Source organism: Novosphingobium aeonii (assembly GCF_052279045.1).
Lineage (GTDB): Bacteria > Pseudomonadota > Alphaproteobacteria > Sphingomonadales > Sphingomonadaceae > Novosphingobium.
Map to the genome: position 1 here is coordinate 382200 of NZ_CP176833.1, position 25321 is coordinate 407520.

General features: G+C 64.6%; 14 protein-coding genes and 1 other annotated feature. Of the genes, 7 read left to right on the plus strand and 7 right to left on the minus strand.

Going from position 1 to position 25321, the window contains the following annotated elements:
- Nucleotides 1-12: 12 nt before the first annotated feature.
- Nucleotides 13-2442, minus strand: a complete 2430-nt coding sequence (locus ACLIMP_RS17430) for a TonB-dependent receptor (RefSeq protein ID WP_054434412.1) — start codon at nucleotides 2440-2442, stop codon at nucleotides 13-15.
- A gap of 792 nt (nucleotides 2443-3234) precedes the next feature.
- Here ACLIMP_RS17430 and ACLIMP_RS17435 point away from each other — a divergent pair.
- Nucleotides 3235-3966: an SDR family oxidoreductase gene (locus tag ACLIMP_RS17435; protein ID WP_443478899.1), complete on the plus strand. Its 732-nt coding sequence runs from the start codon at nucleotides 3235-3237 to the stop codon at nucleotides 3964-3966.
- A 387-nt stretch (nucleotides 3967-4353) separates the two neighbouring features.
- Here the strand turns inward: ACLIMP_RS17435 and ACLIMP_RS17440 are convergent, their stop codons facing one another.
- Together ACLIMP_RS17440 and ACLIMP_RS17445 are read right to left on the minus strand one after the other, a co-directional pair.
- A complete protein-coding gene (locus tag ACLIMP_RS17440; protein ID WP_185999055.1) occupies nucleotides 4354-4710 on the minus strand; it encodes a hypothetical protein in 357 nt (118 codons plus the stop codon).
- Between the two features lie 251 nt (nucleotides 4711-4961).
- A complete protein-coding gene (locus ACLIMP_RS17445) occupies nucleotides 4962-6443 on the minus strand; it encodes a SulP family inorganic anion transporter (protein ID WP_054434418.1) in 1482 nt (493 codons plus the stop codon).
- A gap of 101 nt (nucleotides 6444-6544) precedes the next feature.
- Nucleotides 6545-6600 (minus strand) — a sequence feature (sul1 is cis-regulatory element that is thought to sense ions involved in sulfur or methionine metabolism; They are found in Alphaproteobacteria).
- Nucleotides 6601-6696: 96 nt separating this feature from the next.
- On the opposite strand from ACLIMP_RS17445, the gene ACLIMP_RS17450 reads away from it, so the two are divergent.
- Together ACLIMP_RS17450 and ACLIMP_RS17455 are read left to right on the plus strand one after the other, a co-directional pair.
- Nucleotides 6697-7620, plus strand: a complete 924-nt coding sequence (locus ACLIMP_RS17450; protein WP_054434420.1) for a LysR family transcriptional regulator — start codon at nucleotides 6697-6699, stop codon at nucleotides 7618-7620.
- A gap of 180 nt (nucleotides 7621-7800) precedes the next feature.
- Entirely contained in the window at nucleotides 7801-8835 is a 1035-nt protein-coding gene (locus ACLIMP_RS17455) for an IS110 family RNA-guided transposase (RefSeq protein WP_054434091.1), read from the plus strand.
- Nucleotides 8836-9191: 356 nt separating this feature from the next.
- Here the strand turns inward: ACLIMP_RS17455 and ACLIMP_RS17460 are convergent, their stop codons facing one another.
- From ACLIMP_RS17460 to ACLIMP_RS17475, 4 genes are all read right to left on the minus strand, one after another.
- On the minus strand, nucleotides 9192-10058 hold the full coding sequence (locus ACLIMP_RS17460; RefSeq protein WP_132470320.1) for a hypothetical protein: 867 nt from the start codon (nucleotides 10056-10058) through the stop codon (nucleotides 9192-9194).
- Nucleotides 10059-10442: 384 nt separating this feature from the next.
- Nucleotides 10443-12311, minus strand: a complete 1869-nt coding sequence (locus tag ACLIMP_RS17465; protein ID WP_443478666.1) for an Svx/AvrXca family virulence/avirulence protein — start codon at nucleotides 12309-12311, stop codon at nucleotides 10443-10445.
- 1 nt (nucleotide 12312) lies between these two features.
- Nucleotides 12313-15072, minus strand: a complete 2760-nt coding sequence (locus tag ACLIMP_RS17470; protein WP_443478667.1) for a DUF5695 domain-containing protein — start codon at nucleotides 15070-15072, stop codon at nucleotides 12313-12315.
- An 18-nt stretch (nucleotides 15073-15090) separates the two neighbouring features.
- Nucleotides 15091-17445 carry a S9 family peptidase gene (locus ACLIMP_RS17475; RefSeq protein WP_054434980.1) on the minus strand — a complete coding sequence of 785 codons (2355 nt, stop codon included), beginning with the start codon at nucleotides 17443-17445 and terminating at the stop codon, nucleotides 15091-15093.
- A gap of 179 nt (nucleotides 17446-17624) precedes the next feature.
- Here ACLIMP_RS17475 and ACLIMP_RS17480 point away from each other — a divergent pair, with 179 nt between their 5' ends.
- The 4 genes from ACLIMP_RS17480 (at nucleotide 17625) to ACLIMP_RS17495 (ending at nucleotide 25220) form a co-directional block, all read left to right on the plus strand.
- Nucleotides 17625-18362 (plus strand): FadR/GntR family transcriptional regulator, encoded by a 738-nt coding sequence (locus ACLIMP_RS17480; RefSeq protein WP_082370128.1) that lies wholly within the window; start codon nucleotides 17625-17627, stop codon nucleotides 18360-18362.
- 105 nt (nucleotides 18363-18467) lie between these two features.
- Nucleotides 18468-20828: a glycoside hydrolase family 127 protein gene (locus ACLIMP_RS17485; RefSeq protein ID WP_324699825.1), complete on the plus strand. Its 2361-nt coding sequence runs from the start codon at nucleotides 18468-18470 to the stop codon at nucleotides 20826-20828.
- Nucleotides 20829-20836: 8 nt separating this feature from the next.
- Nucleotides 20837-23647, plus strand: coding sequence for a DUF885 family protein (locus tag ACLIMP_RS17490; RefSeq protein WP_185999053.1), 2811 nt, complete (start codon nucleotides 20837-20839; stop codon nucleotides 23645-23647).
- The gene (locus ACLIMP_RS17495; RefSeq protein ID WP_132470311.1) at nucleotides 23637-25220 is read left to right on the plus strand and encodes a family 43 glycosylhydrolase; all 1584 of its coding nucleotides are present in this window, start codon (nucleotides 23637-23639) and stop codon (nucleotides 25218-25220) included. Before ACLIMP_RS17490 ends, ACLIMP_RS17495 begins: the two co-directional genes overlap by 11 nt.
- The last annotated feature ends 101 nt before the right edge of the window (nucleotides 25221-25321 follow it).

Below are 25321 nucleotides of genomic sequence, written 5' to 3' on the forward strand. Positions count from 1 at the left end.
CGGTCTGGAGGGTCAGAACTTGGTACGAAGGGTCGCGCCGAAGGTGCGCGGTTCGCCGAGCTGGGCGGTGACGACGCCGGTGTTGGCGGCGCCCAGGCTCACGAAGTAGTCCTTGTCGAACAGGTTCTTGGCCCAGATCGAGAAGTCCCAGAGCCCGTCGTCGGTCTTCACGCCGATGCGGCCGTTGACGAGGCCGAAGCCGGGCACTCTGGCCCAGGCCGAATTGGAGGCCGACGTGTTGAAGTTCGAACGGTAGGCGTAGTCCGCGTGGGCGTAGAGGCCGAGATCGCGATCGCCCAGCGTGCCGAGCGGCTGGCTGAAGTCCGCGCCCACGTTCCAGGCGAATTTGGGCACGCCCGGCAGGCGCTCGCCCGAAAGGTCCTGCACCGCGCCGAGGTTCAGCCGTTCGATCGCCTGCGGGGCATTGGTGTAGCTGACGTACTTCGCGTCGGTCCAGGTGCCCGAGGCGTTGAAGCTCAGGTTGTCCGTCGGCGCGATGTTGAACTCCGCCTCGATCCCGCGCGAGCGGACCTTGGGAATGTTGGCGATGTACTGGCGGCTGACCAGCGGGTTGGCCGGGTCGAAGTCGGTGATGGCGGTCTGGTAATCGCTGATCTCGGTCCAGAAACCGGCGGCGTTGAAGGTGGCGCGGCGGTCGAGGAACTGGGATTTCACGCCCACTTCGAAGGCGTCCACCTTCTCGGGCTTCACCGTTGGATCGGTCACGCTGGCGGGAAGCTGCGTGAGGTTGAGCCCGCCCGACTTGTTGCCGCGCGAATAGCTGCCGTAGAGGAGCACGTCCGGCGCCACCTTCCAGCTCAGCGAGATCAGGCCCGAGAGGCTGTTGTCGCTGAAGCTGGTGCTGTAGAGCGGCACCACCTTGTTGAAGCTGGCGCGGATGGCGAGGATCTGCGCCTGGACGGCGTCCGAATAGCCCGAGATGTCGGCCGCCTGCGCCACCCACTGCTGGTAGACGCCCTTCTTCTCCTCATGCGTGAAGCGAAGGCCGGTGGTGAGGGTGAGGGAGGGCGTGATGTGCCAGTCCGTCTGCCCGAACGCGGCGAGCGTCTTGGTCTGCGGCTCGGAATAGGAGTTCACCTCGTAGCCGTTCAGCGCGGCGTCGGTCACCGCGTTGGAGGCGCCGAGGAACCACAGCGGCGCGGCCGAACCGTAGCCGGTGGCGCCGTAGCCGCGAACCGTCTGCCAGAAGTAATAGCCGCCGATCACGTAGTCGAAGCTGCCGCCGCTTTTCGAGGCAAGGCGCAGTTCCTGGCTGAACTGGCGCTGGCGGTTGGCCTGCTGGGCCTTGACCACCACCGGAAGCGAGGTGCTGTCACCGTCGTTGGCCGGGTCCCAGTCCCACCAGCGATAGGCGGTGATCGAGGTCAGCGTCGGCCCGCCGAGGTTCCAGTTGACCTCGCCCGAGACGCCGTAGCCCGCCATGTAGGACTGGTAGTGGCTGTCCGCCTCGCCCACGCGGTCGAAGGCGTCGAAGCTGGGCAGCGTGTACCCCGGGAAACGGGCGGCGCGCTGGGCGAAGTTGCCGGCGATCGTGGTGCCGTCGGCATAAGTGGTGTGGAGGCCGGCGAAGACGTTGAGGACGTGGTTCTGCTTCTGGCGCGCATAGTCGCCGATGATGCGGACCTCGAAGTCCGGATCGGGCGTGAGGAGGATCTGGCCGCGGATGCTCTTGTTCAGGTAGTCCTGCGCGCGGCGGTTGGTGGTCTTGTTCCAGAGGAACCCGTCGTTCTCGCTGATCGCGCCGGACAGGCGCACTGCCAGCAGGTCCTTGAAGATACCGGCCGAGCCCGAGGCGCGGACCTGGTAGTAGCCGTAGTTGCCGATGCTGGCCTCGGCCGAAAGCTCGGGATCGAAGGTGGGCTTCTTCGAGGTGACGTTGATGACGCCTGAAGTGGTGTTCTTGCCGAACAGCGTGCCCTGCGGTCCGCGCAGCACTTCGATGCCCTGAAGGTCCACGAGGTCGAACTGGGCAAGGCCGACGCGGCCGTAGTAGACGTTGTCGATATAGAAGCCGACGCCGTTCTCCAGCCCGTCATTGGTGAGCGAGACGTTGGAGCCGAGGCCGCGGATGTTGATGTTGGTGTTGCGCGGGTTGAAGGTGATGACCTGGAGGCTGGGCACCTGCTGCTGGATCGAGCCCAGCGTATAGTCCCCGCGCTTTTCGAGGCTGGCGGCGCTGATCACGCTGATGGCGACCGGCACGTCCTGCACGTTTTCATCGCGGCGGCGCGAGGCGGTGACGACGATGGCCTCGCCGCTGCCGCTGTCCGCCAGGGTGTCTGCAAGGGCTGAGCTTTCGGCGGCGGCTTCGGGCGCGGCGCCGGGAACCCCGTTTTCCTCGGCGGCGAGCGCGGGCGCGGCGGCAAGAAGCGTCGCTGCGAGCGCGAGTGGACTGGTAGCGATGGCGAACTTGAGAAGCATTAAGGTCGATCCCTGTTTTCGATGTGCTCGCCCGATCGATCGTCGGGCATGAAATTCGGTATTTCGAATGTGTTAGGGTGCCGGGCGCGGCTTTTCGGGCGCCCGCGTGCCTTCAGGGCGCAAGCCGTCGCCGCGGGACCTGCGATCAGGCCCGGCAAGGTCCGGCGGACGCACGGCTCCAGACGCGAAACCTGCGGTTCCGGCGGGAGACAGGCGAAATCTGTGACGGAGGGCGCAGTTTTCCGTCCCGACGCCGTGGTCGGCTGGCGGTTCAGGTCCTGCGGTTCAGCCCGTTGGGCGCGTCAGTCGCGCTGGATGGTCGTCTGCATCGTATCACCTCATCATTGGCGTGAGGGGAACACGATGCCTGGCGCTGTCGCCTGAGCATCGCGCGCTTTAGCGGTTGGTAACGCGGAGCAAGCTGCTTCCCGATCAAATGCCGCGGACCAGGAAACCTTGGAAATGCACGGTGGGCCTGGTCAACCATGCCGTGCGGTGTGCTTGTCTACCTATTTGGTTGAGAATTGAGCGTCAAGCGCAAGGTTTTCTATTGCGGCCAATGGCTGGGATTTTGGGATCGGTTGAAAAGTGGCGCCATGCGACCCTGTAACCCAAGGAAATAGCGCGATTTTTCCGGGATGGGCACAAGCCCGGATAATCCCTTGGTAGGGGACTTTTCTCTAAAGAGAGGGCGTTGTAACGCAAGTGGATGGACACGCGCTTTTCCGGTTTTCCCGCGCTCGCATGGGCGCACCGCTCGCCGTACAATGCCGAAAAAGGCGGATTCTCATGATCTTGGAAGGCAGGACGGCGCTGGTCACGGGGGCTTCCGGCGGATTCGGCCGCGAGATCGCGCTCGGCCTCGCACGGGAAGGCGCGCGGGTGGTTCTTCATGGCCGCCGGGCCGGTCAGCTTGGCGCTCTGGCGCTGGAGATCGAGGCATTGGGCGGCGAAACGGCGATCGCCGCCTTCGACCTTGAGGACGGAGCCGCCTTGCCCGCCGCGCTGGCGCAAGTGGGGCGCATCGATATCCTCGTCAACAATGCCGGCCATCGCGACCGGCGGACGATGGATGCGCTGGACCGCGAGGCGGTGCGGCGGATGCTGGAAGTGAACCTGGTGGCGCCGTTCGATCTGGCCCGTGCGATCGCGCCCGGCATGGAGCAGGGCGGCCGCATCATCAACGTGACTTCGATCGCGGGGCAGATCGCGCGGGCCGGGGATGCCTCCTACACCATGTCGAAAGGCGGCCTCGATGCCCTGACGCGCGCCCTGGCGGCGGAACTGGGGGCGCGGGGGATCACGGTGAATGCGGTGGCTCCGGGCTATTTCGCCACCGAAGCGAATGCGGCGATGGTTGCCGATCCCGAAATCGCGGATCATCTCGCGCGGCGGACATCGCTGGGGCGCTGGGGCAGGCCGGAGGAGATCGCCGGGCCTGTCGTTTTCCTGGCATCGGCGGCGGCGAGTTATGTGACCGGGCAGGTCATCGGGGTGGATGGCGGTTATCTCGCGCATTTCTGACGATGCGGCCGCTCCGCTTGCAAATCATGCGGGTGTTTTTCACCGCGCGTAACGGCGGTGCAACGGTGTCAAAGCATCTTGAACAGCCCGGGCTGAAGCTTTGAAAATCATTTAATCATATGAAAAATAATGATTTATTGCGGGGCTTCTGCGTGAGTTGACGTACCTGTGTTGCGATTGCAAGACATGCACCTGCAATCGAGCGTCGCGCCCCTGCAATCGCAGCGGAGGTACCGGATTTTCGTGATGATTGCGTGATATGCAACTACCGCTCGATTTTCCTCATTTGCCGAATCTCTCGGTTTGGATCATTCGGAACGGGCCTTTCAGGCATCCTCTCCCAAAAACTTTCCAAGGCCGGTCCTCGCGACCGGCCTTTTTTTTGGCCTACTCCAGCCCGCGCAGCCAGTGTTCGTAGAGCGTGAGCGGGTGAAGGTGCAGCCCCGCCTCGTCGAGGATGCCCGCGCACCGTTCGATGCTGGCGGCAAGGCACCTGTCATCCGGCCTGAAGCGCCTCGATACCTGGCGCTGCGCGGCGGCGATCCAGCCCAGCAGTGTCAGTTCGTCATCGCCGAGGTACAGCGTTCCGGGTTGCAGGACCGTCAGCGCCCGGCGTGTCGCCAGTGTTCGCAGGCGAACGAAGCAGGCCGCATGCTCGGCGAGCGTCTCCTCCCCGCGCAGGAGCGACAGGACGCGCCGCTCGACGCGGGGGCGGCGGCGCAGGGAGCGGTTGCTGTAGGCCATCGTCGTGCCTCAGCGCATGGCGGGATCGGCAGGCGGAACGGAGGAGGCAGGTATCGGCACACGGGCCGGCGGTTTCGCCGATGCCGGCCGTGTCTCCGGGGCGCTCGTCACGATATTTCTGCTAGTGATTGTCATCTGCATAATACTATGACGTTCGGCGCGGCCGAGATTCATCATTTTTTTTCGTATTCGCGGCCGGACGGCGGTTTCTGGCCGGTTTTTTGCGCCATCCGGCCGGCCTCAGGCCGGTCTCAGGTGGCGGCCTCGCTGGCCTGCGGGGCGAAGCGGTCCACCAGGATCGCACTGGCACGGTTGAGGCCGATCACGTCCACCGCGATGCCGTGGCGCTGCATTTTCGCCACCACTTCTTCCAGGGCGCCCACTGCCGTGACATCCCAGAGGTGTGCCGCGGTCAGGTCTATCCGCACATGGCGGGCGGTGTCGCGCAAGTCGAACCGGTCGGCGAAGATATCGGCGCTGGCGAAGAAGACCTGCCCGGAGACGGTGTAGGTCCGGGTGTCGGTGGCGGGATCGTGATCGACGCGGATGTCCATCATCCGCGTGACCTTGAAGGCGAAGAACACCCCGCTGAGCAGCACGCCCACGGCGACCCCGGCGGAAAGGTCGTGCGTGGCGACGGTGACCGCGACGGTCGCCAGCATGACGACGCCGGAGACCTTGGGGTGGCGGCCCAGATCGCGGAGCGACTTCCACGAAAACGTGCTGATCGAGACCATGATCATGATCGCCACCAGCGCGGCGACCGGCACTTGCGCCACCCATGGCCGCAGCGGCACCATGACGACGAGCAGGAACACGCCGGCGACCAGCGTGGAGAGCCGCCCGCGTCCGCCGTAGCGCACGTTGCCCACCGTCTGCCCGATCATGCCGCAGCCGGCGATGCCGCCGAACAGCCCGGCCGCCACGTTGGCAAGGCCGAGGCCGGTGCATTCCCGTGCCTTCGAACTGGTGGTCTCGGTCAGGTCGTCCACCACGCTGGCGGTCATCATCGATTCCAGCAGACCCACGGCGGCCATGGCAAGGGCATAGGGCGCGACGATGCGCAGCGTGTCCCAGTCCAGCGGAACGGCGGGCAGGCCGAAGGAAGGCAGCGAGGAAGGCAGGCGGCCGAGATCGGCCACCGTTCGCACCGGCATCGGGAACACCGCGCAGATCCCGGTCAGCACGACGATGCAGATCAGCGGAGAGGGAATGGCGGTGGTGATCCGGGGAAGCAGGTAGATGATCGCAAGGCCCCCGGCGATCAGGGCATAAGTGTGCCAGGTCACGCCCAGCATCTGGGGCACCTGCGCCGAGAAGATCAGGATCGCCAGCGCGTTCACGAAGCCGGTGCGGACCGACCGCGAGACGAACCGCAGCAGCACGTCGAGCTTCACCAGCCCGAAGACGATCTGCAGCAGTCCGGCCATGATGGTGGCGACGAGGAGATAGGACAGACCGTGGCTGCTCACCAGCGCTGCCGCGACCAGGGCGACCGAGCCGGCCGCGCCGGAGATCATCGCCGGCCGTCCACCGGCGAAGGCGATCACGATCCCGATCACGAACGAGGCGAACAGGCCGACTTCGGGGTCGATGCCGGCCACGAAGGAAAAGGCGATCACTTCGGGGATCAGCGCGAAAGTGCCGACCATGCCGGCCAGGATGTCGCGCCGGGCATCGGCGCCGCCGCTGAACCATTCGCTGCGATATCGGGCAAGGGACTGGGTATTCATCGATAGGGGTTTCCGCAGGAATCGCATCGGCGCCGTTCGCCCGGTGGGCTGGCCATGGGTCTGGCCGGGGGTCTGACGGGCGGGGCAGGGATTGCGAATTGCGTTGTCCGGCGGATCGGCGGCCGGAATAGCCACCCGGGATTGCACCGGGTCCAGGTGAGTGACGTTCGCCTAGCCTCAAGCCGGGGCGGGCGCAATATCGGGCTGCGACGCAAAAATGGACGTTCACGGGCTTACCGCCTAGGCTGCGGGGATGCGCAAGATTTTTGAACCGGATGCAAAGGCGCCGCTGGGCGCGGACAGGGCGCGGGCGCTTGAGGTCTTTGCGACGGTGGCGGCCGAAGGCAGTTTTTCCGCTGCCGGGCGCGTGCTTGGCCTCACGCCCTCGGCGGTGAGCCGCACGGTCGATCGCATCGAGGCGCGGCTTGGCGTGCGGCTGTTGCTGCGGACCACGCGGGCCCTGTCGCTGACGGCGGAAGGGCAGGCCTATCTTGGCGCGGCGCGCCGGATTCTCGCCGATCTCGACGATGCCGAGCAGGCCATCGCCGATCGCGGCACGCCGCGCGGGCGGCTGCGGATCAGCGCTGCCCATGCGCACGGACGGCTGACCATTGTTCCCCTGCTGGGCGAATTCGCGCGGCTCTATCCGCACATTCTGGTCGATATCAGCCTGAGCGACCGCCTGGTCGATGTCGCGGCGGGCGATGCCGACGTGGCGATCCGTTTCGGCCCGCTTGCCGACAGTCCGCTGACCGCGCGCAAGCTGGGGGAGAACCGCCGGGTAATCGTCGCCTCGCCGGAATATCTCGCACGGCGGGGGACGCCGCGCGTTCCCGAGGACCTGCTCCACCATAACTGCCTGAACTTCAACTTCCGCCGGGCCGAGCCGGTCTGGCCGTTTCGCCGGGACGGGCAGGACCATGCGCTGAGCGTGCGCGGCAGCATCGAGGCGAACAACGGCGAGACCCTGGGCCAGCTCGCGGCGGATGGTGTGGGGATCACCCGCGTCGGCCGGTTCAGCGTGGTGGAGGAGATCGCCTCGGGCCGGCTGGTGCCCTTGCTGGAGGACTACAACCCCGGCGACGTCGAACTGGTCCACGCGGTATTCGTGGGCGGACCGAACATGCCGGCCCGGGTCAGGGTCTTCGTGGATTTCCTGAGCGAGCGGCTGCGCTAGGCAGCGTGTGCAGATCGTCGGAGGAAGCGGACATGGTCCCATGGGCCGTGATCACGATTTGGGGGGCGGCTGCGGAATGACAAGTTGCGTGCAATAGACTCAAGATAGCTGATGGGGTGGACGCCCCCGACAGCCTTTATGGCAAAGTGGAGGTGTTGAAGCACCACTGAGGAGGCGTCCGTGTCACAGGTTACCACAATCGGTCTGGATATCGCCAAGAACGTTTTCCATGCGCATGGCGCTGACGAGCGGGGTGCGATGGTTTTCAGCCGCAAGCTGACGAGAGCAAAGCTGCTCGAGTTCTTCGCAGGTCAGCCGGTATGCATAGTAGCGCTCGAGGCGTGCGGTGGCGCCCATCATTGGGCGCGTCAGCTACAGACGATGGGGCACGATGTGCGGTTGATCCCGCCATCTTACGTGAAGCCATTCGTGAAGCGGAACAAGAACGATGCGATTGATGCTGAAGCGATTGCCGAGGCTGCGCAGCGCCCAGGCATGCGCTTCGTGGCGGTGAAAAGCGAAGAGCAACAGGCCGCAGGGCTCGTGTTCCGCACACGTGACCTAGCGGTGCGGCAGCGCACTCAGTTGATCAACGCCATTCGCGGGCACCTAGCGGAGTATGGTTGGGTAGCACCGCGCGGCACAGCGCATATGACAATGCTCGCCGACCTGCTCGAGGATGAGGAAATGACTTCAAGTCTGCCTGCAGCGGCACGGCCCATGTTCAAGCTCATGGTCGACATGCTGGCCGATCTCGACAAGCAGGTTGCCGTGCTGGACCGTGAGATCGCACAGCGTGCCAAGGAGGATGAAGCAGCCAGGCGGCTAATGACCATTCCAGGGATCGGTCCTATCGCTGCGACCGCCATCATCGCGCTGGCCCCGCCGGTCGAGACGTTCCGTAAGGGTCGCGACTTCGCGGCTTGGCTTGGCCTCGCCCCCCGTCAGCACTCGACCGGCGGCAAACAGCGGCTCGGCAGCATATCGAAGATGGGCGAGCGGACGATCAGACGACTACTGATCATCGGCGGCAGCTCAATGGTACGCCAGGCATGCCGGTTTGGCGCGCCTGCCGGCTCGTGGCTTGAGCGGATGCTGGAGCGCAAGCCGCGCATGCTCGTCTCGGTAGCGCTCGCCAACAAGATGGCGCGCATGGTCTGGGCGTTGCTCACAAAGAACGAAGATTACAGAGCTCCGGCAGCGGTCGCGACGTAAGTCAAGGCAGCGGCCAGAGGCGTCGGGGACGTAGGCGGTCGAAGGAGGGTATGGCACAACAGTCGGCGAGACGGGGCTGGAAGAACCAGGGAATGGCAGAGCGCTAGCCAAGCGCGCATAGCTGAAATGGATCCGGTCCGCGAACTCCCATACTGGCCCGCAGCATATGGCGCTGCTCATCGAGGCCGGACAGATGACAGCATCCGACTACGTGCCAACAAACCCCGATCTACTGCTTGCATCCGAAGGGGCGTCCACAGATGCCGTTCCCGACCGTGAAACGGCGGGGGCGGCAACTACCAGACCTTATTGACGGGTCGTGGGACTTTCGGTCGTTCTCGCGAGATGTGATCGATTTAGGCTTTCGCCACATCGGGGTGGAGAAGTGAAGAGAGGCAAACGGTTTGGCCCAGCTTGTCAGCCTGTTGACGGACCTGATCGACGAGCGGCGAAGGCAATGAGGAAACAAAGCCATTGAGCAGAACAAGTGACATGCGATCATTCGTCCCTTCACTTTCGTCGTCTGCGCCCTCCTCTTCCTCAAAGGACTTGCGTTGACTGTAGCGTAGTCCCATCAGGAACAAATACTTATCGATTACGCGCTCGGCCAAGATCTCAGGAAACGGTGAAGCGATGGCCTGGCGCACCTCGGCAAGCTTCTTGGCAAAATCACGCTTATCCAGCGCATCAAAGAACTGCGCCATTCCTGCGACAGATGACTGATGTGACCCTAGCACAGCGATCGAAACGAACCGATCGAACATGGTCCAACCTTTAGGACGCAGAAACCAGTTCACCTTGCTTGCCGCCGAAGCAGGTGTTCCAGCAATAGCTGAGTGATTTTCTGCCAAAGCCTCTGCAAGAGCCTTTCCCCTCTGGCTTAGGCTAGCATTCTCCTCATAATTCAACTCGTTGATCATTTTAGAAAAAGCTAGCGCGTGAGGGTCCGTGGGGTCGCGAACCTGCTTTGCCTGCCCTTCACGTTTCCCCTTCGTGAAAATTTGTGTGGGATGGTCTAACTTCGCCACCCGAATGTTTCTATTCACACGATAGGGCTGGCCAACTGCACGCACAAACGCGACATCCACGCACTTTCGCTTTTGTGCCTCTGACCAGAATGCGTGATCGCAAGTCAACCACCAACGCCATGCATCCACGAATGCCAACTTTTCTGGCTTGTCGCTGGCCTTGCAGCCGATCTCGCTCACTAGAACCTCGCTCAAGCGTCCTCTCCACCAGATCATCCAGCTAAGCCAGAAAAGTTGGCACGGCGATCCAAAGCGTCTTCATCGTCTTGGCCCAGTCAAGTTCGATGGGCGGACTTATGACTTTTAACCACCGAGCCCTGCCCGACGACGAATTTCACCTGAAAGCTGTCCATCCTAACGTCAAGTGCTAGCGGCAGAAATGTCCCAGCCTAGCCATTTCGGATGTACGACGATCACGACTTTCTGAACGGCAGGTTCGGGAGAGGCATCTGGAAGCTTGTGCGACTGGAATGGCGCAAGGTTGCCGTTCCGGCTCGATCCGGCGTCCGTAACGGGCTGAAAGCGCCGCACTTGATCGGACGACCGGAACGGCGGGCAGTGGAACTTGTCTACGCTCCCCTAGGGTATCCAGCGATAGGCCGGTTTTGCGGTGACTTCGGGAACAGGGGCGGTCAGTTCGGCGCCGTGGCCCGGGTCCTTGACGGTGTCCGCATCGACGAAGCCGTAGAACACGCCGGTCGATGCGGAGCCGCCGCGCTGTTCGACGTCGCCGATGTTTTGCGCCGTTCCCGAAAGAACGATGCCTTTCTCGTACTCACCTATGCCGAGCATGGACGTGGCGGCGCGGGCCTTGCCCTTCAGGACGGTGTCGCCGCGCAGTACGGTGAGGCCGGAGATCACCGCCTCGTCCAGGACCTGCGCGTTATCGAGCACGACGGCGTGATCCTCGATCCGCGCCTTGCCGGAAACGGTGCCGGAGATCACCCGCGCATAAGGGCCGACATAGGCGCTTGCGGCCACGCTGGCCTGCGGTCCGACCCAGCCCCCGCCGTTGCCGTGGCGGTGCCCGCCGGGGATCGGCCCGGGCGCGCCGTCCTGCCAGCGGTCGGGCATGGCGCCGTCGAGCTGGACCATCCACGGATAGCGGTAGATCGAATACCAGGGCTGGTCCCAGCGGATCTTCTGCATCTGCGACGGGGTGGCCATGACCACGAGGTATAGGCCGGTGTCTCCGGGCCGGACCGCGATCGAGGCTGCGGCCTTGTCGCCGCGCTGAAGCGGGGTGTAGCGGCTCCTGCCATCCGCCCCGACGGCGACGACGCCCCAGCGCCAGTCGGATGCGGGCGGCGGGATCGTTTCCGGCTCATCGGCAAGACCGGGCAGCGAGACGACGGCGCTGGCCTGCTGGACTACGCCCCGGAAGGTCACGGTCACATGGTCGCGGCCGGCATCGGGATGCAGCTTGACCACGTTGTAGCCCCAGCGCTGGGGTGCCCACATCTCCGGCACGGCGAAGCGGCGATGCTCGAGGTCGATGGGGTCCAGCACGGTGGCGGAGAGGATATCGGGGCCGGTGGACTGGTCGTAGGAACCATAGTTGCGGCGGAAGACCGCGCCCTGATCGCTGCCGTCCGGGTTGGTGTAGTCCCAGTTGGCGTTGTGCAGCGCCCAGTCGCCGTAGGTGTCGTTCAACTGGCTTTGTGTCCAGTTCTGGTTGTCACGCAGAACGGTGAAGGGATCGGTCGTCAGGTGGGCCGGATCGTCCTTGCCGGGGGCCTTGCGCCAGATGTCGTTCACGGCGTCGAAGCCGCGGGTGTCCTTGAGGAATTCGAGGAACTGCCAGTTGCAGTAGCGGCTGCGGGTCGAGCCGTAGTAAAGGTGCGGGTACTGTTTCAGCAGCACGGAACAATGCGTATTCTCGCGGAATTCCGGGAGTTGCACGGTCATCCAGTTGGCGTGGCTCTCGAACATCCAGCCGGTATAGGGCGAGTCCATGAGATGCCCGGTCGCGGTCTGGAGGGCATGGGTCAGTTCATGGGCAAGGCCGAAACGGTCCCTTAGCGCGCCGGGGCCGATCCACATGCCCATGTGCCCGAGCGAGTCCGCTCCGCCGGTCAATCCGTAGTCGGTGCCGATATAGGCGTTGACCTTGAACTTGGCCGCCGAACCGCAATGCGGCTCGGGGAAGTGCAGCGTTGCGATGAAGTAGTCCCAGACATATTCGAGATGCTTCACCGCCGCCTGCGCATCGGCCGGGGCCACGGTGCCGGGCTTCCAGTGCAGGGCCAAATGCTCGCTCTGCATCTGCAAAGGGAGGGCGGAATTCACCGTGTCCGAAGGGTCGGTTTCCGCGATGGCCCAGGCCCCGGCCACGCAAGCCTCACGCGGGGCGGGGCTGGCGGCCGGGGCGGCAAGCGCCGGTGCTGACGGAATGGCGGCTCCTGAAAGCAGGACTGCCAGCACCGATGCCTGAAAAAGGGCCCTCATGTCAGCGCGGGCTGAGCGTGACGGTGGTGGCACCCGTGCCCAGCGGGATGGCGTAACCGCCGCGATCGGCGGTGCCGGTGTCGGCGGTGTAAGGCTTGCCGCCCGCCGTCGTGGTCTCGAACAGCAGGCGTGCTGCGGGGGTCTCCGCCGTCGCGGGATCGAGCGTGAGCACGACCTTGCCGGTCCTGGCGTCATAGTCGGCGCTCTTGATGCGGCCCGCTTCCAGCGTGACCCAGAGGCCGGCGGGGGCGATGAAGAGCCGGCGGCGGGCGCCGTCCTTCGGTTCGACATGGACCCTGGTGCCCTTCGCGGTCAGGTCGCCGCCGAAGCCCAGCCACCCGAACTGCGCGTCATCGACCATGTAGGTCGCCGAGGTGATGGCGTGGCCGTAGAAGCCCATGCCGTAGTCGCCGGTGATGGCGTCCCACTTCATCATGTCGGGCCAGGAGTGGAACGCGGCCGAGCCGAAGCCCTGCTGGTCGATATTGGTGATCCCGCCCATCATGCCGCCGTAGGCCACGCGCAGCAGGTGCAGGTCGGTGGGGTTCTGGCGATAGGCGTCGAACAGCGGCACCGCGTTCAGCGCCGAGCCGTAGTGGTGGATCTGCCGCTCGATACGCGAGACCTTGCCGCCGTAGAGGAAGTCCCAGTAGCGGCGGGCATTGCCGTTGTAGCCCCAGCTCGGGATCGTGGGGTCATAGGCCAGGATGACCTCGCGCGTCTCGTCCGCCTGCGGCTGGTAGCCGAAGTAGCGCATCCATGCGTAGACTTCGGGCTGGCCGGTGGAATCCCAGGCCATCTCGCTGCCGAACGGGAACTTGAGCGTGCGCCAGTGATCGGCGCGGCCCTTCATCAGGCCCTCCATCTCGGTGGCTTCGGCGGTCAGGCCCTCACGCTTCAGGTCCTTGAGGATGTCGAGGAAGACATCGCCTTCCATCTGGCCGAACTGCGCATAGTAAGGCGCATCGCGCATCATCGCGACGGAAGTGCGGTAGGCCCAATCGAGGTAGAACTTCCAGTCATGCTGCTTGACCAGCCCCTGGCTGTCGCGTGCGAGGCGGTAGAGCACCCAGTGGCCGATGGCGACGTGCGGGTAGTTGTAGGAACGGCCAAGATCGTCCGAATCCTTCTTCGACCAGGCGGTCCAGTTCTTCCAGTTGATCTTGGGGTCGTAGTAGTTCGGGAACTCGACCGGATCGTAGTAGAAGATGCTCTTCTTGACTGCGCCGGCCTGCGGGCCGTCCTTGACCTGAAGGGTGCCGAGCACGGTTTCGTTGACGAGGCGCTCGAGCTTGGCGACTTCTTCAGGGCTCGGATTGTCGAGCTGCTTCATCATCGCCGCAACCCACGAACCGGCGCCGCCTTCGTCGCTCATGCCTGCCACCCAGACGCGGCCGTCCTGCGTGAGGATCTTGTTGTCCTCGCGGTCGTAGGAGAGGATCGCGGGGCTGCGATGGAACGGGTCATTCTTGCCTTCGAACCACTGGTTCGTCGTGGTGAAGTGGCCGATATCGGCCATGACCTGATCGAGCGGCTTGGTGATGTAGTAGCTGACGGTCTGCTTCTGGCCGTCCGCATAAGTCACCGTCAGGCGGGCCTGACCCCATTCCGAGGCCTTGACCCGATAGCGTGCCCAGCCGGTTCCGCTCTTCTCGGAGGTGGCGGTAAGGGCGCCTGCGGGGAAGGATTCGATCTTCGCGACCTTGCTCGGGGTCTTGAGGAAGAGGCTGGCGGTCTGGTCGGTGGGCACCACGTAGCCGGGAATGCCCACGGCCACCGGGCGCTTGTTCGCGACCAGCGTATCCTCGATCTTGCGGATATCGGGCGCGGTCACGAAGCGCAGGCCGATGGTGCGGCTCTCGCCCGGTGCAAGCGTGATGCTGGTCGGCTCGTTCCACTGCTGGCCAGCCTTGGCCCATTCCTTCTCGGCGAAGCCCTTGCTGGCGACGGTCCAGTCGTAGAACCCTTCCGAGACCTGGCTGCGCTGGCTCTTGTCAGTGAAGATGTCGCCGTCCTTGGCGGCGCGCGCTTCGATGATCGGGCGATAGGCTTCGAGCGGCGTGCCCTTTTCCGGCAGGACGAGCAGGGCCGGGCCCTGACCGTTGAGGCGGGTGACCTGGAGATAGCCCGCATCCCGGCCGATATAGGGGTCGACGAAGCTCGCTTCGGCATGGGCCTGGTCGAGATCGCGGTCGAGGATGATGTTGTCGAACACCATGGGCATGCCGAGGCCGCCGATCTCGACGGGGGCGCTGCTGGTATTGACGAGCGTGAAGCGCATGGCCAGCACGCCGGCCTCGTTCACCCAGCGGCGCTCGACGCGCAGGGGTATGCCCGCTCCCATCGAGGCGGTGATATCGGCGGCGGCAAGCACGCCATTGCCGCCCGCGAGCGCGGCGATCTGCTTGCGGGCATGGGCGGAAGAGAAGTCCTGCCAGTCCGATCCGGCGGTCTTCAGGCGGATGTGGATGTCGCCGATGTGCACGTAGCCGTCGCCCGCGCGCTCGGGCTCGCGGGCTGCGGGTACGAAGTCGAACGCGGTATTGCCCTTGGGCGAGAGGTGAGCGAGCGTCTGCGTGTCGGCCCGCAGGGCAAGGTCGAAGGCCGTGGTCTGCATCTCGGTCTTGCCGATCGGCGGATAGACCGGCTTCGGCTTCTGAACTTCGCCTTCTTCGGCATAGGCCGCGGTCGTCGGCAGCATGGCCGGGAGAGTGCCGAGCACCAGGGCGACGAGCGGCAAGGGCTTCAGGAGACGCTTCATTTCAGGTCCTCGCAGGAATTACTTGGTGGCTGCTTGAGCAGCAGGAGCGGCCGCCTTCACGGGACCGAGGGCAGGCGGCGTTTCGCCAAGCAGATACTGGGTGAAGTAGTCGCGCAGCTTCTTCCAGAAAAAGGGCCGGTAGACGTTGTGCGTGGCATTGGGCATCACGATCAGGTCGACATCGCGCCCGGCATCCATCAGTGCCTTGGCAAGCCGATAGCTTTCCGTGACGGGAACGTTGTCGTCGATGTCGCCGTGAACGAGCAGCAGATGACCCTTGAGCTGCCCCGCGACCGACATGTTGGAGTTGCGCTCCCAGGTCGCCTCATCGGCATAACCCATCGAGACTTCCGGCCACCAGGTCTTGTCGAGACGGAGATCGTGGTTGCCCGAGGACGAGACGCCGACCTTGAAGAAGTCCGGGCGGCGCAGCACGAAGCGCGCGGTGTCGTAGCCGCCCGCCGAACCGCCGAACACGCCTACACGGGTGACGTCCATGTAGGGGTACCTCGCGGCCATCTGGCGGATCAGGGCAATGTGATCGTCCAGCCCGACTTCGCCGAGGTTCTGGAAGGCTGGCAGGCGGAAAGCCTGGCCGCGCCGCGATGTGCCGGTGCCGTCGATCATAACGACGATCGCGCCGATCTGCGCCACGCTGTTGCCGGCGACCCGGCGCGCTTCGCTCCATGTCGCGGGAACGTCGGTCGTGGTCGGGCCGGTGTAGACGTTGTCGATCACTGGATAGCTGCGCTTCGGATCGAAGTGCGCGGGGCGGTAGATCATGCCGTAGATCGGCGTCTTGCCGTCCGCTGCCAGTCCCTTGAACGGTTCGGGCGGGGTGTAGCCCCGGGCGAGCAGGCGGCTGTCATCGGCCCTGGCCAGTTCCTTGACGATGCGTCCGCTCGCACCGTCGCGCAGCACTGCGCGGGTGGGTGAGGTCGGGTTCGACATCTGGTCGACGATCCACTTGCCATCGGGTGAGACCGAGGCGTTGTGGTCGAGCGGTTCCGGGGTCAGTTCGGTGAGCGCGCCGCCTTTGGCGGGAACGCGGTAAAGCGCGCGCCAATAAGGGTTGCGTGTGGCCTCGCGGCCGACGCCGGTGACGATGAGCGAGGACTTGTCCTCGGCCACGTTGTCCACCGTGAGGACTTCCCATTCGCCGGTGGTCAGCGCCTTGCCGCCGTCGGGTGCATCGGGCGTGACGAGATAGAGCTGGGCCCAGCCCGTCCGCTCGGAGATCGAGAGTTCGCCGCCGAGTTCGGGCGAGGGGAAGATCATGCTTGAGGTGACGGTGACGACCGGCTTCACCGCCTCATGCGCGATGACCTTCGCGGCGCCGGTCTCAGGATCGGCGAGGTAGACGGCCTGCTGCTTGTAACCGCGCTCGGTCCAGAGCATGCGGACCTTGCCGTCCAGCCAGCCCATGTCCGGCGGGGACGGGTAGAGGATGGATTCCGAAGGCACCTGCATCGGCACGATCCGTGCCTTGCCCTTCTTCATCGCATCCCTGACGTCGATCACCAGGCGCGCCGCCTGCGGCAGCTTCTCGGCGCCGGCGAGCGGGTAGATGTAGGAGAAGCTGCGCGGATAGAAGCTGCCCGGCGGGTTCTGCTGGGTGATCGACAGCTTCTTCACATCGCGCGTGTCGAGACGCCATGTCAGCAGGTAACGGCCATCCGGCGACCACTGGCCGGAAACCGGCATGGCCGGTTCCTCGGTGCCTTCGCGCAGGATATCCGAGAGTTCCGGGATCGAACGGCCATAGGGCTGCTCGCGCGTGCCGTCGGCGGTGAGGGCCACTTCGCGGCCCGTGGCGACATCGACCGCGTAGAGGTTATAGCTGCGCGCGACGATCTTCGTCTTGCCGTCGGGCGAGAGGAGATCGAACACCTTGTGGTCGGCCTTCTCGACCTCGGTCGCCCTGCCGGCGGCATCCATGCTCCAGAGCGCACCGTCGAAAGCGCGGAACCGGACCTCGTTCCGGGCGGGATCGAAGTCCACCTCGGCGATACGCGCATCGTCGGCTGTTACCGGAGCGCCCTTCGCTGTGGTCAGCGCGGCAAGCAGCGCCGCGGTCGTGGTGACCTGCCGGGTCTGCTGCGAAGCCAGATCGAGGAACTGGTAACGCTGGTCGAGCCGGTTGCCCGTGCGATAGAACAGCCCGCCTTCGACAAAGCGCGGGGCAACGTCGGCATTGTCGATCAGGTCGCCGAGCGCGGAACCCATGAAGCTGTCGGCCGCGGCATAGCGCTGGTCGATGCCGGGCTGCGCTGCTGCGCTGCGGGTCGGCGCTTCTCGCGCGTCGGCGGCTGCCGGTATCGCTGCTGCGGTTACGGCCCAGGCAAGGGCGAGCAGGCTGATGGATTTCGACACGGAGGAATGCGAAGCGCTCACGGCTGCGGCCCATCGGTTATTTCGGGGAGAACCTCATCGTCATGACGCCCACTGGCGTAAGCGTCAAGAAAAATATACGATATATGATCTGCGCTTTTCTGGGCTAGCCAGAGCGTTATTCTTAATACAGACCTGACGCGATGACGAAAGAGAACACAATGACCGGTAATGGTTCGGGTGAAGGTTCCGAGGCGCTTCCCTTGATGAGCGGCCGTTTGCACCATGCAGTGGCGCAGCGGCTGGCGACTCAGATCGTGAGCGGGGAGTATCTGACCGGCCATGTCTTCCCGGCCGAGGTAGAGCATGCGGAAATACTCGGAGTATCCAGATCGGTGCTGCGCGAGGCGTTCCGGATGCTCACCGCCAAGGGGTTGGTAAGCAGCCGGCCGAAGGCGGGAACGCGCGTGAACGAGCGCCGCAAGTGGAATCTTCTCGATCCTGATGTGCTCGCCTGGCAGATTCAGTGCGGCGCCAGCGATGAATTCCTGCGCGACCTGTTCGAACTGCGCATGGTAGTGGAACCGCAGGCCGCGGAAATGGCTGCGCTGCGCCGCGACGACGGCCAGCTTCTCGACATGGCCAACGCGCTCGACACGATGGAGCATTATACGCTCACCAGCCCCAAGGGGCGGGCGGCGGATATCCGTTTTCACGAACTCCTGATGGAGGCGACGCACAACGAGATGCTGCTCGCGCTTTCCAACTCGATCTCCACTGCCATTGCTTCGACCACCGCGATCAAGCATGGCAAGCAGGACAGTCCGCGCGACCCGATGCCCGAGCATCATGCACTCTATGCGCAGATCGCCGATCGAAATCCGGCCAAGGCGCGCAAGGCGATGATTACTCTCATCGAACTGGCCCATGCCGATACGCAGGTTGCGCTTCGCCGCTGAAGCCGGGTGACCATGCCGCAAGCGGCTGCCTTACAAACAGGGGATTGACTTCGAGGGCCCGACTTCTATCAATACAGTATACGATATTCGATAGGAGTTATTGGAATGCAGGCCAATCGGCGCGAATGGATGGCTGGCGTGGCGGCGCTCGCCATTTGCTCTGTCCCCCTCAAGGGCTTCGCAGCCGTGATTGCACCCAAGCTTCCGATCAAGGCGAAGCCGCTGCCGCTGACCGACGTGCGTCTTGCGCCTTCGGACTATGCGCGGGCCGTCGAAGTCAATGTCGATTACCTGATGTCGCTCAGCCCCGACCGCTTCCTGCACAACTTCCGCAAGTACGCGGGGCTGGAGCCGAAGGCCGCGATCTACGGCGGCTGGGAATCCGATACGATCGCCGGGCATACCCTCGGCCACTACATGACCGCGCTGGTGCTGGCCTGGCAGCAGACTGGCAACCCCGAATGCCGCCGCCGTGCAGACTATATCGTCGACGAGTTGGCGCTTTGCCAGCAGCAGCGCACGGATGGCTACATCGGTGCGCTGGGCCGCAAGACCAAGGACGGCAAGGTCGTCGACGGGCAGGAAATCTTCCCCGAAGTCATGCGCGGAGAGATCAAGTCGGGCGGGTTCGACCTCAACGGGTCGTGGTCGCCGCTCTATACCGTGCACAAGTACTTCCAGGGCCTGCTCGACATCAATGCCGCCTGGGGCAATGCCAAGGCGCTTCAGGTCGTCATCGGCCTCGGCGGCTACTTCGAGAAGGTTTTCGCCGCGCTTGACGACAAGCAGATGCAGGAACTGCTGGGCTGCGAATATGGCGGCCTGAACGAGAGCTATGCCGATCTCTACGCCCAGACCGGCGATCTGCGCTGGCTCAAGGTGGCGGAGCGCATCTACGACAAGAAGGTGCTCGACCCGCTGGTGGCGCAGGAGGACAAGCTCTCCAACTTCCACGCCAATACCCAGGTGCCCAAGCTGATCGGCCTGGCGCGCATCCATGAGCTGACCGGCAAGGACGAACCGGGCCGTGCCGCCCGCTTCTTCTGGGAGCGCGTGACCCAGCATCACAGCTACGTGATCGGCGGCAATGCCGACCGCGAATACTTCTTCGAGCCTGATAATATCGCGCTGCACCTCACGGAATCCACCTGTGAGCATTGCAACACCTACAACATGCTGAAGCTGACCCGTCAGCTCTACTCGTGGCAGCCGGACGGCGCGCTGTTCGACTATTACGAGCGTGCGCACCTCAATCACGTCATGTCGGCGCAGAATCCGGAAACCGGGGGCTTCACTTACATGACTCCGATGATGAGCGGCGCCCCGCGCGGCTATTCCGGTCCGGGAGAGGAAGCCTTCTGGTGCTGCGTCGGCTCGGGCATGGAAAGCCATTCCAAGCACGGCGACTCCATCTTCTGGGAAGGCGGCGATACGTTCTTCGTCAACCTCTACATCCCCTCGACCGGGCAGTGGAAGGCCAAGGGCGCTGCCTTCACCATCGCCACCGAGTATCCGTTCAAGTCGGACGTGAAGATCACGCTCGACGCGGTGAAACAGGGCAAGTTCGCGGTGGCGCTGCGCATTCCCGGCTGGTCGAACGGCAAGGCGACCGTCGCCGTCAACGGCGCGCCGGTGCCTTCGACCCCGGTCGGCGGCTACGTGGTGATCGACCGCCGCTGGAAGAAGGGCGACGTGATCGCGCTTAACCTGCCGCTCGAACTGCGCCTTGAAAACGCGCAAGGTTCGCAGGACGTGGTGGCCGTGGTGCGCGGACCGATGGTCATGGCCGCCGATCTCGGCCCGGCCGAAATGGAGTTCACCGGCGTCGAGCCGGCGATGGTCGGCGACAACCCGCTGGCCGCCTTCGCGCCGATGGTCTCTGACCGCCCGCGCTACCAGACCACCGGCATCATCCGTCCGGGCGACCGCATGTTCGCGCCGTTCTACAGCCAGTACGACCGCCGCAGCGCCGTCTACTTCAAGCGCTTCACGGAAAGCGGCTGGAAGAGCGAGGAAGCCGCCTTCCTTGCCGAACAGGCCCGCCAGAAGGACCTGGCAGCCCGTTCGATCGACGTCATGCACCTTGGCGAAATGCAGCCGGAGCGCGACCATGAACTGACCTCGGAAATCTCCTATCCGGTCTCCTATCGCGGCCGCAACGGGCGCGATGCCCGCTCGGGCGGTTACTTCGAGTTCAAGATGAAGGTGAAGTCCGGTCCGCTGCTGCTGCAGGCCAGTTATTGGGGCAGCGAGCGTTCGCGCGTATTCGACATCCTCGTCGACAACGTGCTGGTGGCAACCCAGAAGCTCGACAACGACGCGCCCGGCAAGTTCTTCGACGTCGATTATCCGCTGCCCGAGGCGCTGACCAAGGGCAAGAGCAGCGTGAAGGTGCGCTTCGTGCCGCATGATCGCACTTCGGCCGGCCCGGTCTTCGGCGTGCGTCTGTTTACCGCCAGGAAGTGAGCATTGCCTTGAGTGAAGACGTTGCCCTGACGATTGCCGAAGCGGACGAACTCGCCCGCACGGTGCTCGAAGCCTGGGGCCTCGCGCCCGACCATGCCGCCGCCGTCGCCCACACCATGGTGTCGGGCGAGCGGGACGGTTGCACCTCGCACGGGCTCTACCGCCTCCTCGTTGCGGCCAATTCGGTCGAGCGCGGGGTGGTGGTGCCCGATGCGGTGCCCGAAGTGAGCGAGCCGGCGCAGGCGCTGGTGCGCGTCGACGGCAAGGGCGGCTTCGCCCAACTGCCGTTCGAGCGCGGCATGCCGCTGCTGGTCGAGAAGGCGCGCAAGTTCGGCATTGCCGCCATGGCGTTGAACAATGTGGTCCATTTCGCCGCGCTCTGGCCCGAGGTCGAGGCGCTGGCAGAGCAGGGGCTTGTCGCCTTCGCCTTCACGCCCAGCCATTCGTGGGTCGCGCCTGCCGGCGGCACCAAGCCGGTGTTCGGCACCAATCCGATCGCCTTCGGCTGGCCGCGTCCTGACCGCGCGCCGTTCGTGTTCGACTTCGCCACCAGCGCGGTCGCGCGCGGCGAGATCGAACTGCATCGCCGTGCTGGCAAGTCGATCCCGCTCGACTGGGGCTACGATGCCGATGGCAATCCGTCGAGCGATGCCAAGGCCGTGCTCGACGGCGCGATGCGCACATTCGGCGGACACAAGGGTTCCGCACTCGCCGCCATGGTCGAACTGCTTGCAGGGCCGCTGATCGGCGACATGACCAGCGCGGAATCGATGGCCGCCGACCAGGATCGCGGCGGCTCGCCCATCGGCGGCGAATTTATTATCGCCATCGATCCGGCGGGCTTTCTCGGGGCGGGCGTGGAAGAGCATCTGCGCCGCGCGGAAGCCATGTTCGACATGATCGAAGGGCAGGGCGCTCGCCTGCCGGGATCGCGCCGTCTGATCGCGCGGGCGCGCTCCGACAAGGAGGGGCTGCGCATTCCGGCGAAGCTCCACCAGGACATTCTCGAGGTTCTCGAAAGGGGAAATGACGTGAAGAATTCGGTTGGCCGCGCCATGATGCTGGCCGGCGCCGCACTGGTCGCCACGCCTGCGGTTTCGGCCGCCGCCGCTCCCGCTGCTCAAGTTTCCAAGAAGCAGACGGCCGATCAGGCTTTCGAGGCGATCACCACCGCCGAATACGAATGGCGCCAGAAGCAGGTCGGCCCTTGCGAGGATACGCCGAAGGACAGCAAGATCGTCCTGCCCGACCTCGGCCCCAAGGCCCAGGCAGATCGCCTCGCCTGCTGGACCAAGGTGGAAGGCCAGCTTGCTGCCATCGACCAGAAGCAGCTCTCGCCCGCCAATCGCGTGAACTTCGCGGTCTACAAGGGCCAGATCGATGCGCTCCTCGCCTCGCAGCGCTTCCGCGACTACGAAAAGCCCTTCAACGCCGACACCAGCTTCTGGGGCGACCTGGCCGACTGGGCGCGCAATCCGCTGAAGGACAAGGCTGCGGCCGACAACTATCTTGAAATGCTGCGCGAGGTTCCGCGCTACTACGACCAGCAGATCGACAACATGCGCGCGGGCCTCAAGCGCGGCTTCACCGGCCCGCAAGTGACGCTTGCCGGACGCGACAAGGGCATCGAACTGGTCGTTCAGGCCAAGACGGCGGAAGCCTCGCCGTTCTATGAGCCGTTCCGCAAACTGCCTTCGACGATCCCCGCCGCCGAGCAGGAGAAGCTGCGCGCCGAAGCCCGCAAGCTCATCTCCGATGGTGTCGTGCCGGCCCATGCCAAGCTGCTGACCTTCATGCGCAGCGAATACGAAACCGGTGCGCGCAAGTCGCTGGCGGCCTATGACCTGCCGGACGGAAAGGCCTATTACCAGTCGAAGATCGCCGAGTTCGTCACGCTCGACAAGACGCCGGAGGAGATCCACGAGATCGGCCTCAGCGAGATGGCCCGCATCCGCTCGCAGATGGCCGAGGTGATGAGCCAGGTCGAGTTCAAGGGAGACCTCAAGTCCTTCCTGCACTTCCTGCGCACCGATCCGCAGTTCTATCCCAAGACCCCGAACGAGCTGCTTTACCGCGCGGCCTGGATCGCCAAGCAGTTCGACGGCAAGGCGGACCAGTTCTTCGGCCACATGCCGCGCAGCCGCTTCGCCATCAAGCCGGTGCCGGACGACATCGCGCCGTTCTACACCGGCGGTCGCGGCGGTCCGGGCATCTATCTCGTCAACACCTACGATCTGCCGAGCCGTCCGTTCTACTCGCAGGTCGCGCTGACCTTGCACGAATCCGCGCCGGGCCATGCCATGCAGATGCCGCTGGCCATGGAGAACAAGGACCTGCCGGCCTTCCGCCGCGACACTTACCTGTCTGCCTACGGAGAGGGCTGGGCGCTCTACTGCGAGGCACTGGGCGAGGACATGGGCATGTATGAGACGCCCTACGACCGGTTCGGCATGCTCAGCTACCAAGCCTGGCGCGCGTCGCGCCTCGTCGTCGATACCGGTGTCCATGCCATGGGCTGGAGCCGCGAGCAGGCACAGCAGTACCTGCGCGACAATACCGCGCTGTCCGATCACGAGATCGAGACAGAAGTCGATCGCTACATCTCCTGGCCGGGACAGGCGCTGTCCTACTACATGGGCCAACTCGCCTTCGTCGATGCGCGCAAGAAGGCGGAAACGGCGCTGGGTTCCAAGTTCAACATCCGCGCCTTCCACGATGCAGTGCTGGAACTGGGCGGCGTGCCGCTGCCGCTGATCGACCAGCGCGTCGATCAGCTCATCAAGGACGGCGGCAAGGGCCCCTATCCCGATGAGGAATAAGCTCGCATTGGTGCTTGCGGCCGGCGCTTTCGCGTCGGCCGTTTCGGCGCAGCAGGCCTCCGCGCCGATCGCGCGGGAACTGACGGTTCCGGGTAATCCGATCCTGGCGGATGGGGACTATTACTCCACCGATCCTGCGCCTTTCGTTGCCGATGGACAGCTCTGGATTCTCGCCGGGCGCGATGAAGCGGCCAGCGACGTCAACGACTTCATCATGCCCGAATGGCAACTGCTCAAGACCGCCGATCCGGCCTCGGGCAAGTGGACCCATTATCCGGCGATCATCAAGCCGGAGAACGTCTTCGCCTGGGCCGAGGAGGCCCGGGCCTATGCCGGGCAGATCATCCAGGGCCCGGATAAGCGCTATTACCTCTACGCCCCGGTACTGGAGAAGAACAGCAGCGCCGAGGACCGCTTTGCGATCGGCGTGGCGGTTGCCGACAGCCCGCTCGGGCCGTGGCGCGATGCCCACCCTTCTGGGCCGATCATCTCGCAGAGAGTGCCTGTCGCCAACAAGATCCAGAACATCGACCCCACGATCCTGATTGATGACGATGGCCGGGTCTATATCTACTGGGGCACGTTCGGCCAGCTTCGCGGCATGGAACTGGCGCGTGACATGATTACGCCCAAGGGGCCGGAGCAGACCATTTCCGGTCTCACCGGCTTCTTCGAGGCGCCGTGGATCATGAAACGCAAGGGCACCTATTACATGCTCTATGCGGGTAACAAGGCGGGGCCGACTTCGGACTGCACGCCCGCCGTCTATTACGCCTGCATCGCTTACGGCAGCGCGCCTTCGCCGATGGGGCCCTGGACCTACCGCGGCGTGGCGTTGAAGCCGGTCTCCTCCACCACGTCCCATCCGGGCGCGGTCGAGTTCAAGGGGCAGTGGTATCTTGCCTATCACACGGCGGATGCCAGGGGTGGCGGGCACTTCCGCCGCAGCGTCGCCCTGGACAAGATGGAGTGGGACGACAGCGTCACCCCGGCGCGCATCCGCACCGTCGTGCCCACGCTACGCCCGCAACCGCCGCTGGCACCGAGCCGCAACATCGCGCGTTCGGCCTGGGCGACCGCCTCGAACGATCCGGTGCCGGTGCAGTTCTGGATCAAGGCGCTCAACAACGGCGCGGTGAAAGAGGCCCCGCTGCCCCCCGACATGTGGGGAAGCTGGTCTGCGAACAATCCGCCGCGCCAGTGGATCGAGTATCGCTGGGACAAGCCGGTGACGATCGACGGCTCGCGCATCTGGTTCTGGAACGACCAGCCCGCAGGTTCGGGCGTCGGCGTCGCTCCGCCGGCGAAGTGGCATCTCGAATACTGGAACCCGGTGGGCAAGGGCAATTGGAAGGCGGTTCCGCGCGCCAGTTCCTATGGGACGGGGACGGGTTCATTCCAGGATGTGTCGTTTGCAAAGGTGAACACGCGATGCCTGCGCGCGGTGATGGACGCTTCCACGGATGGGAAGACGCATGCCGCTCTCGCCGTGCAGGAATGGGAAGTGCTGGCGCCGGCCGCGGAGCCTGTCGCTATCCGCGGAGACGGATCGCCGCCAGCAGCATGTCAGTAACCTGCTGACCCATGCCGCATGGGCGGCTGTGGGTAGATAATCTTGAAAGGGCGCAGGTCATCAACCTGCGCCCTTTTTGGCATGCGCTTTCCAGATGTTTC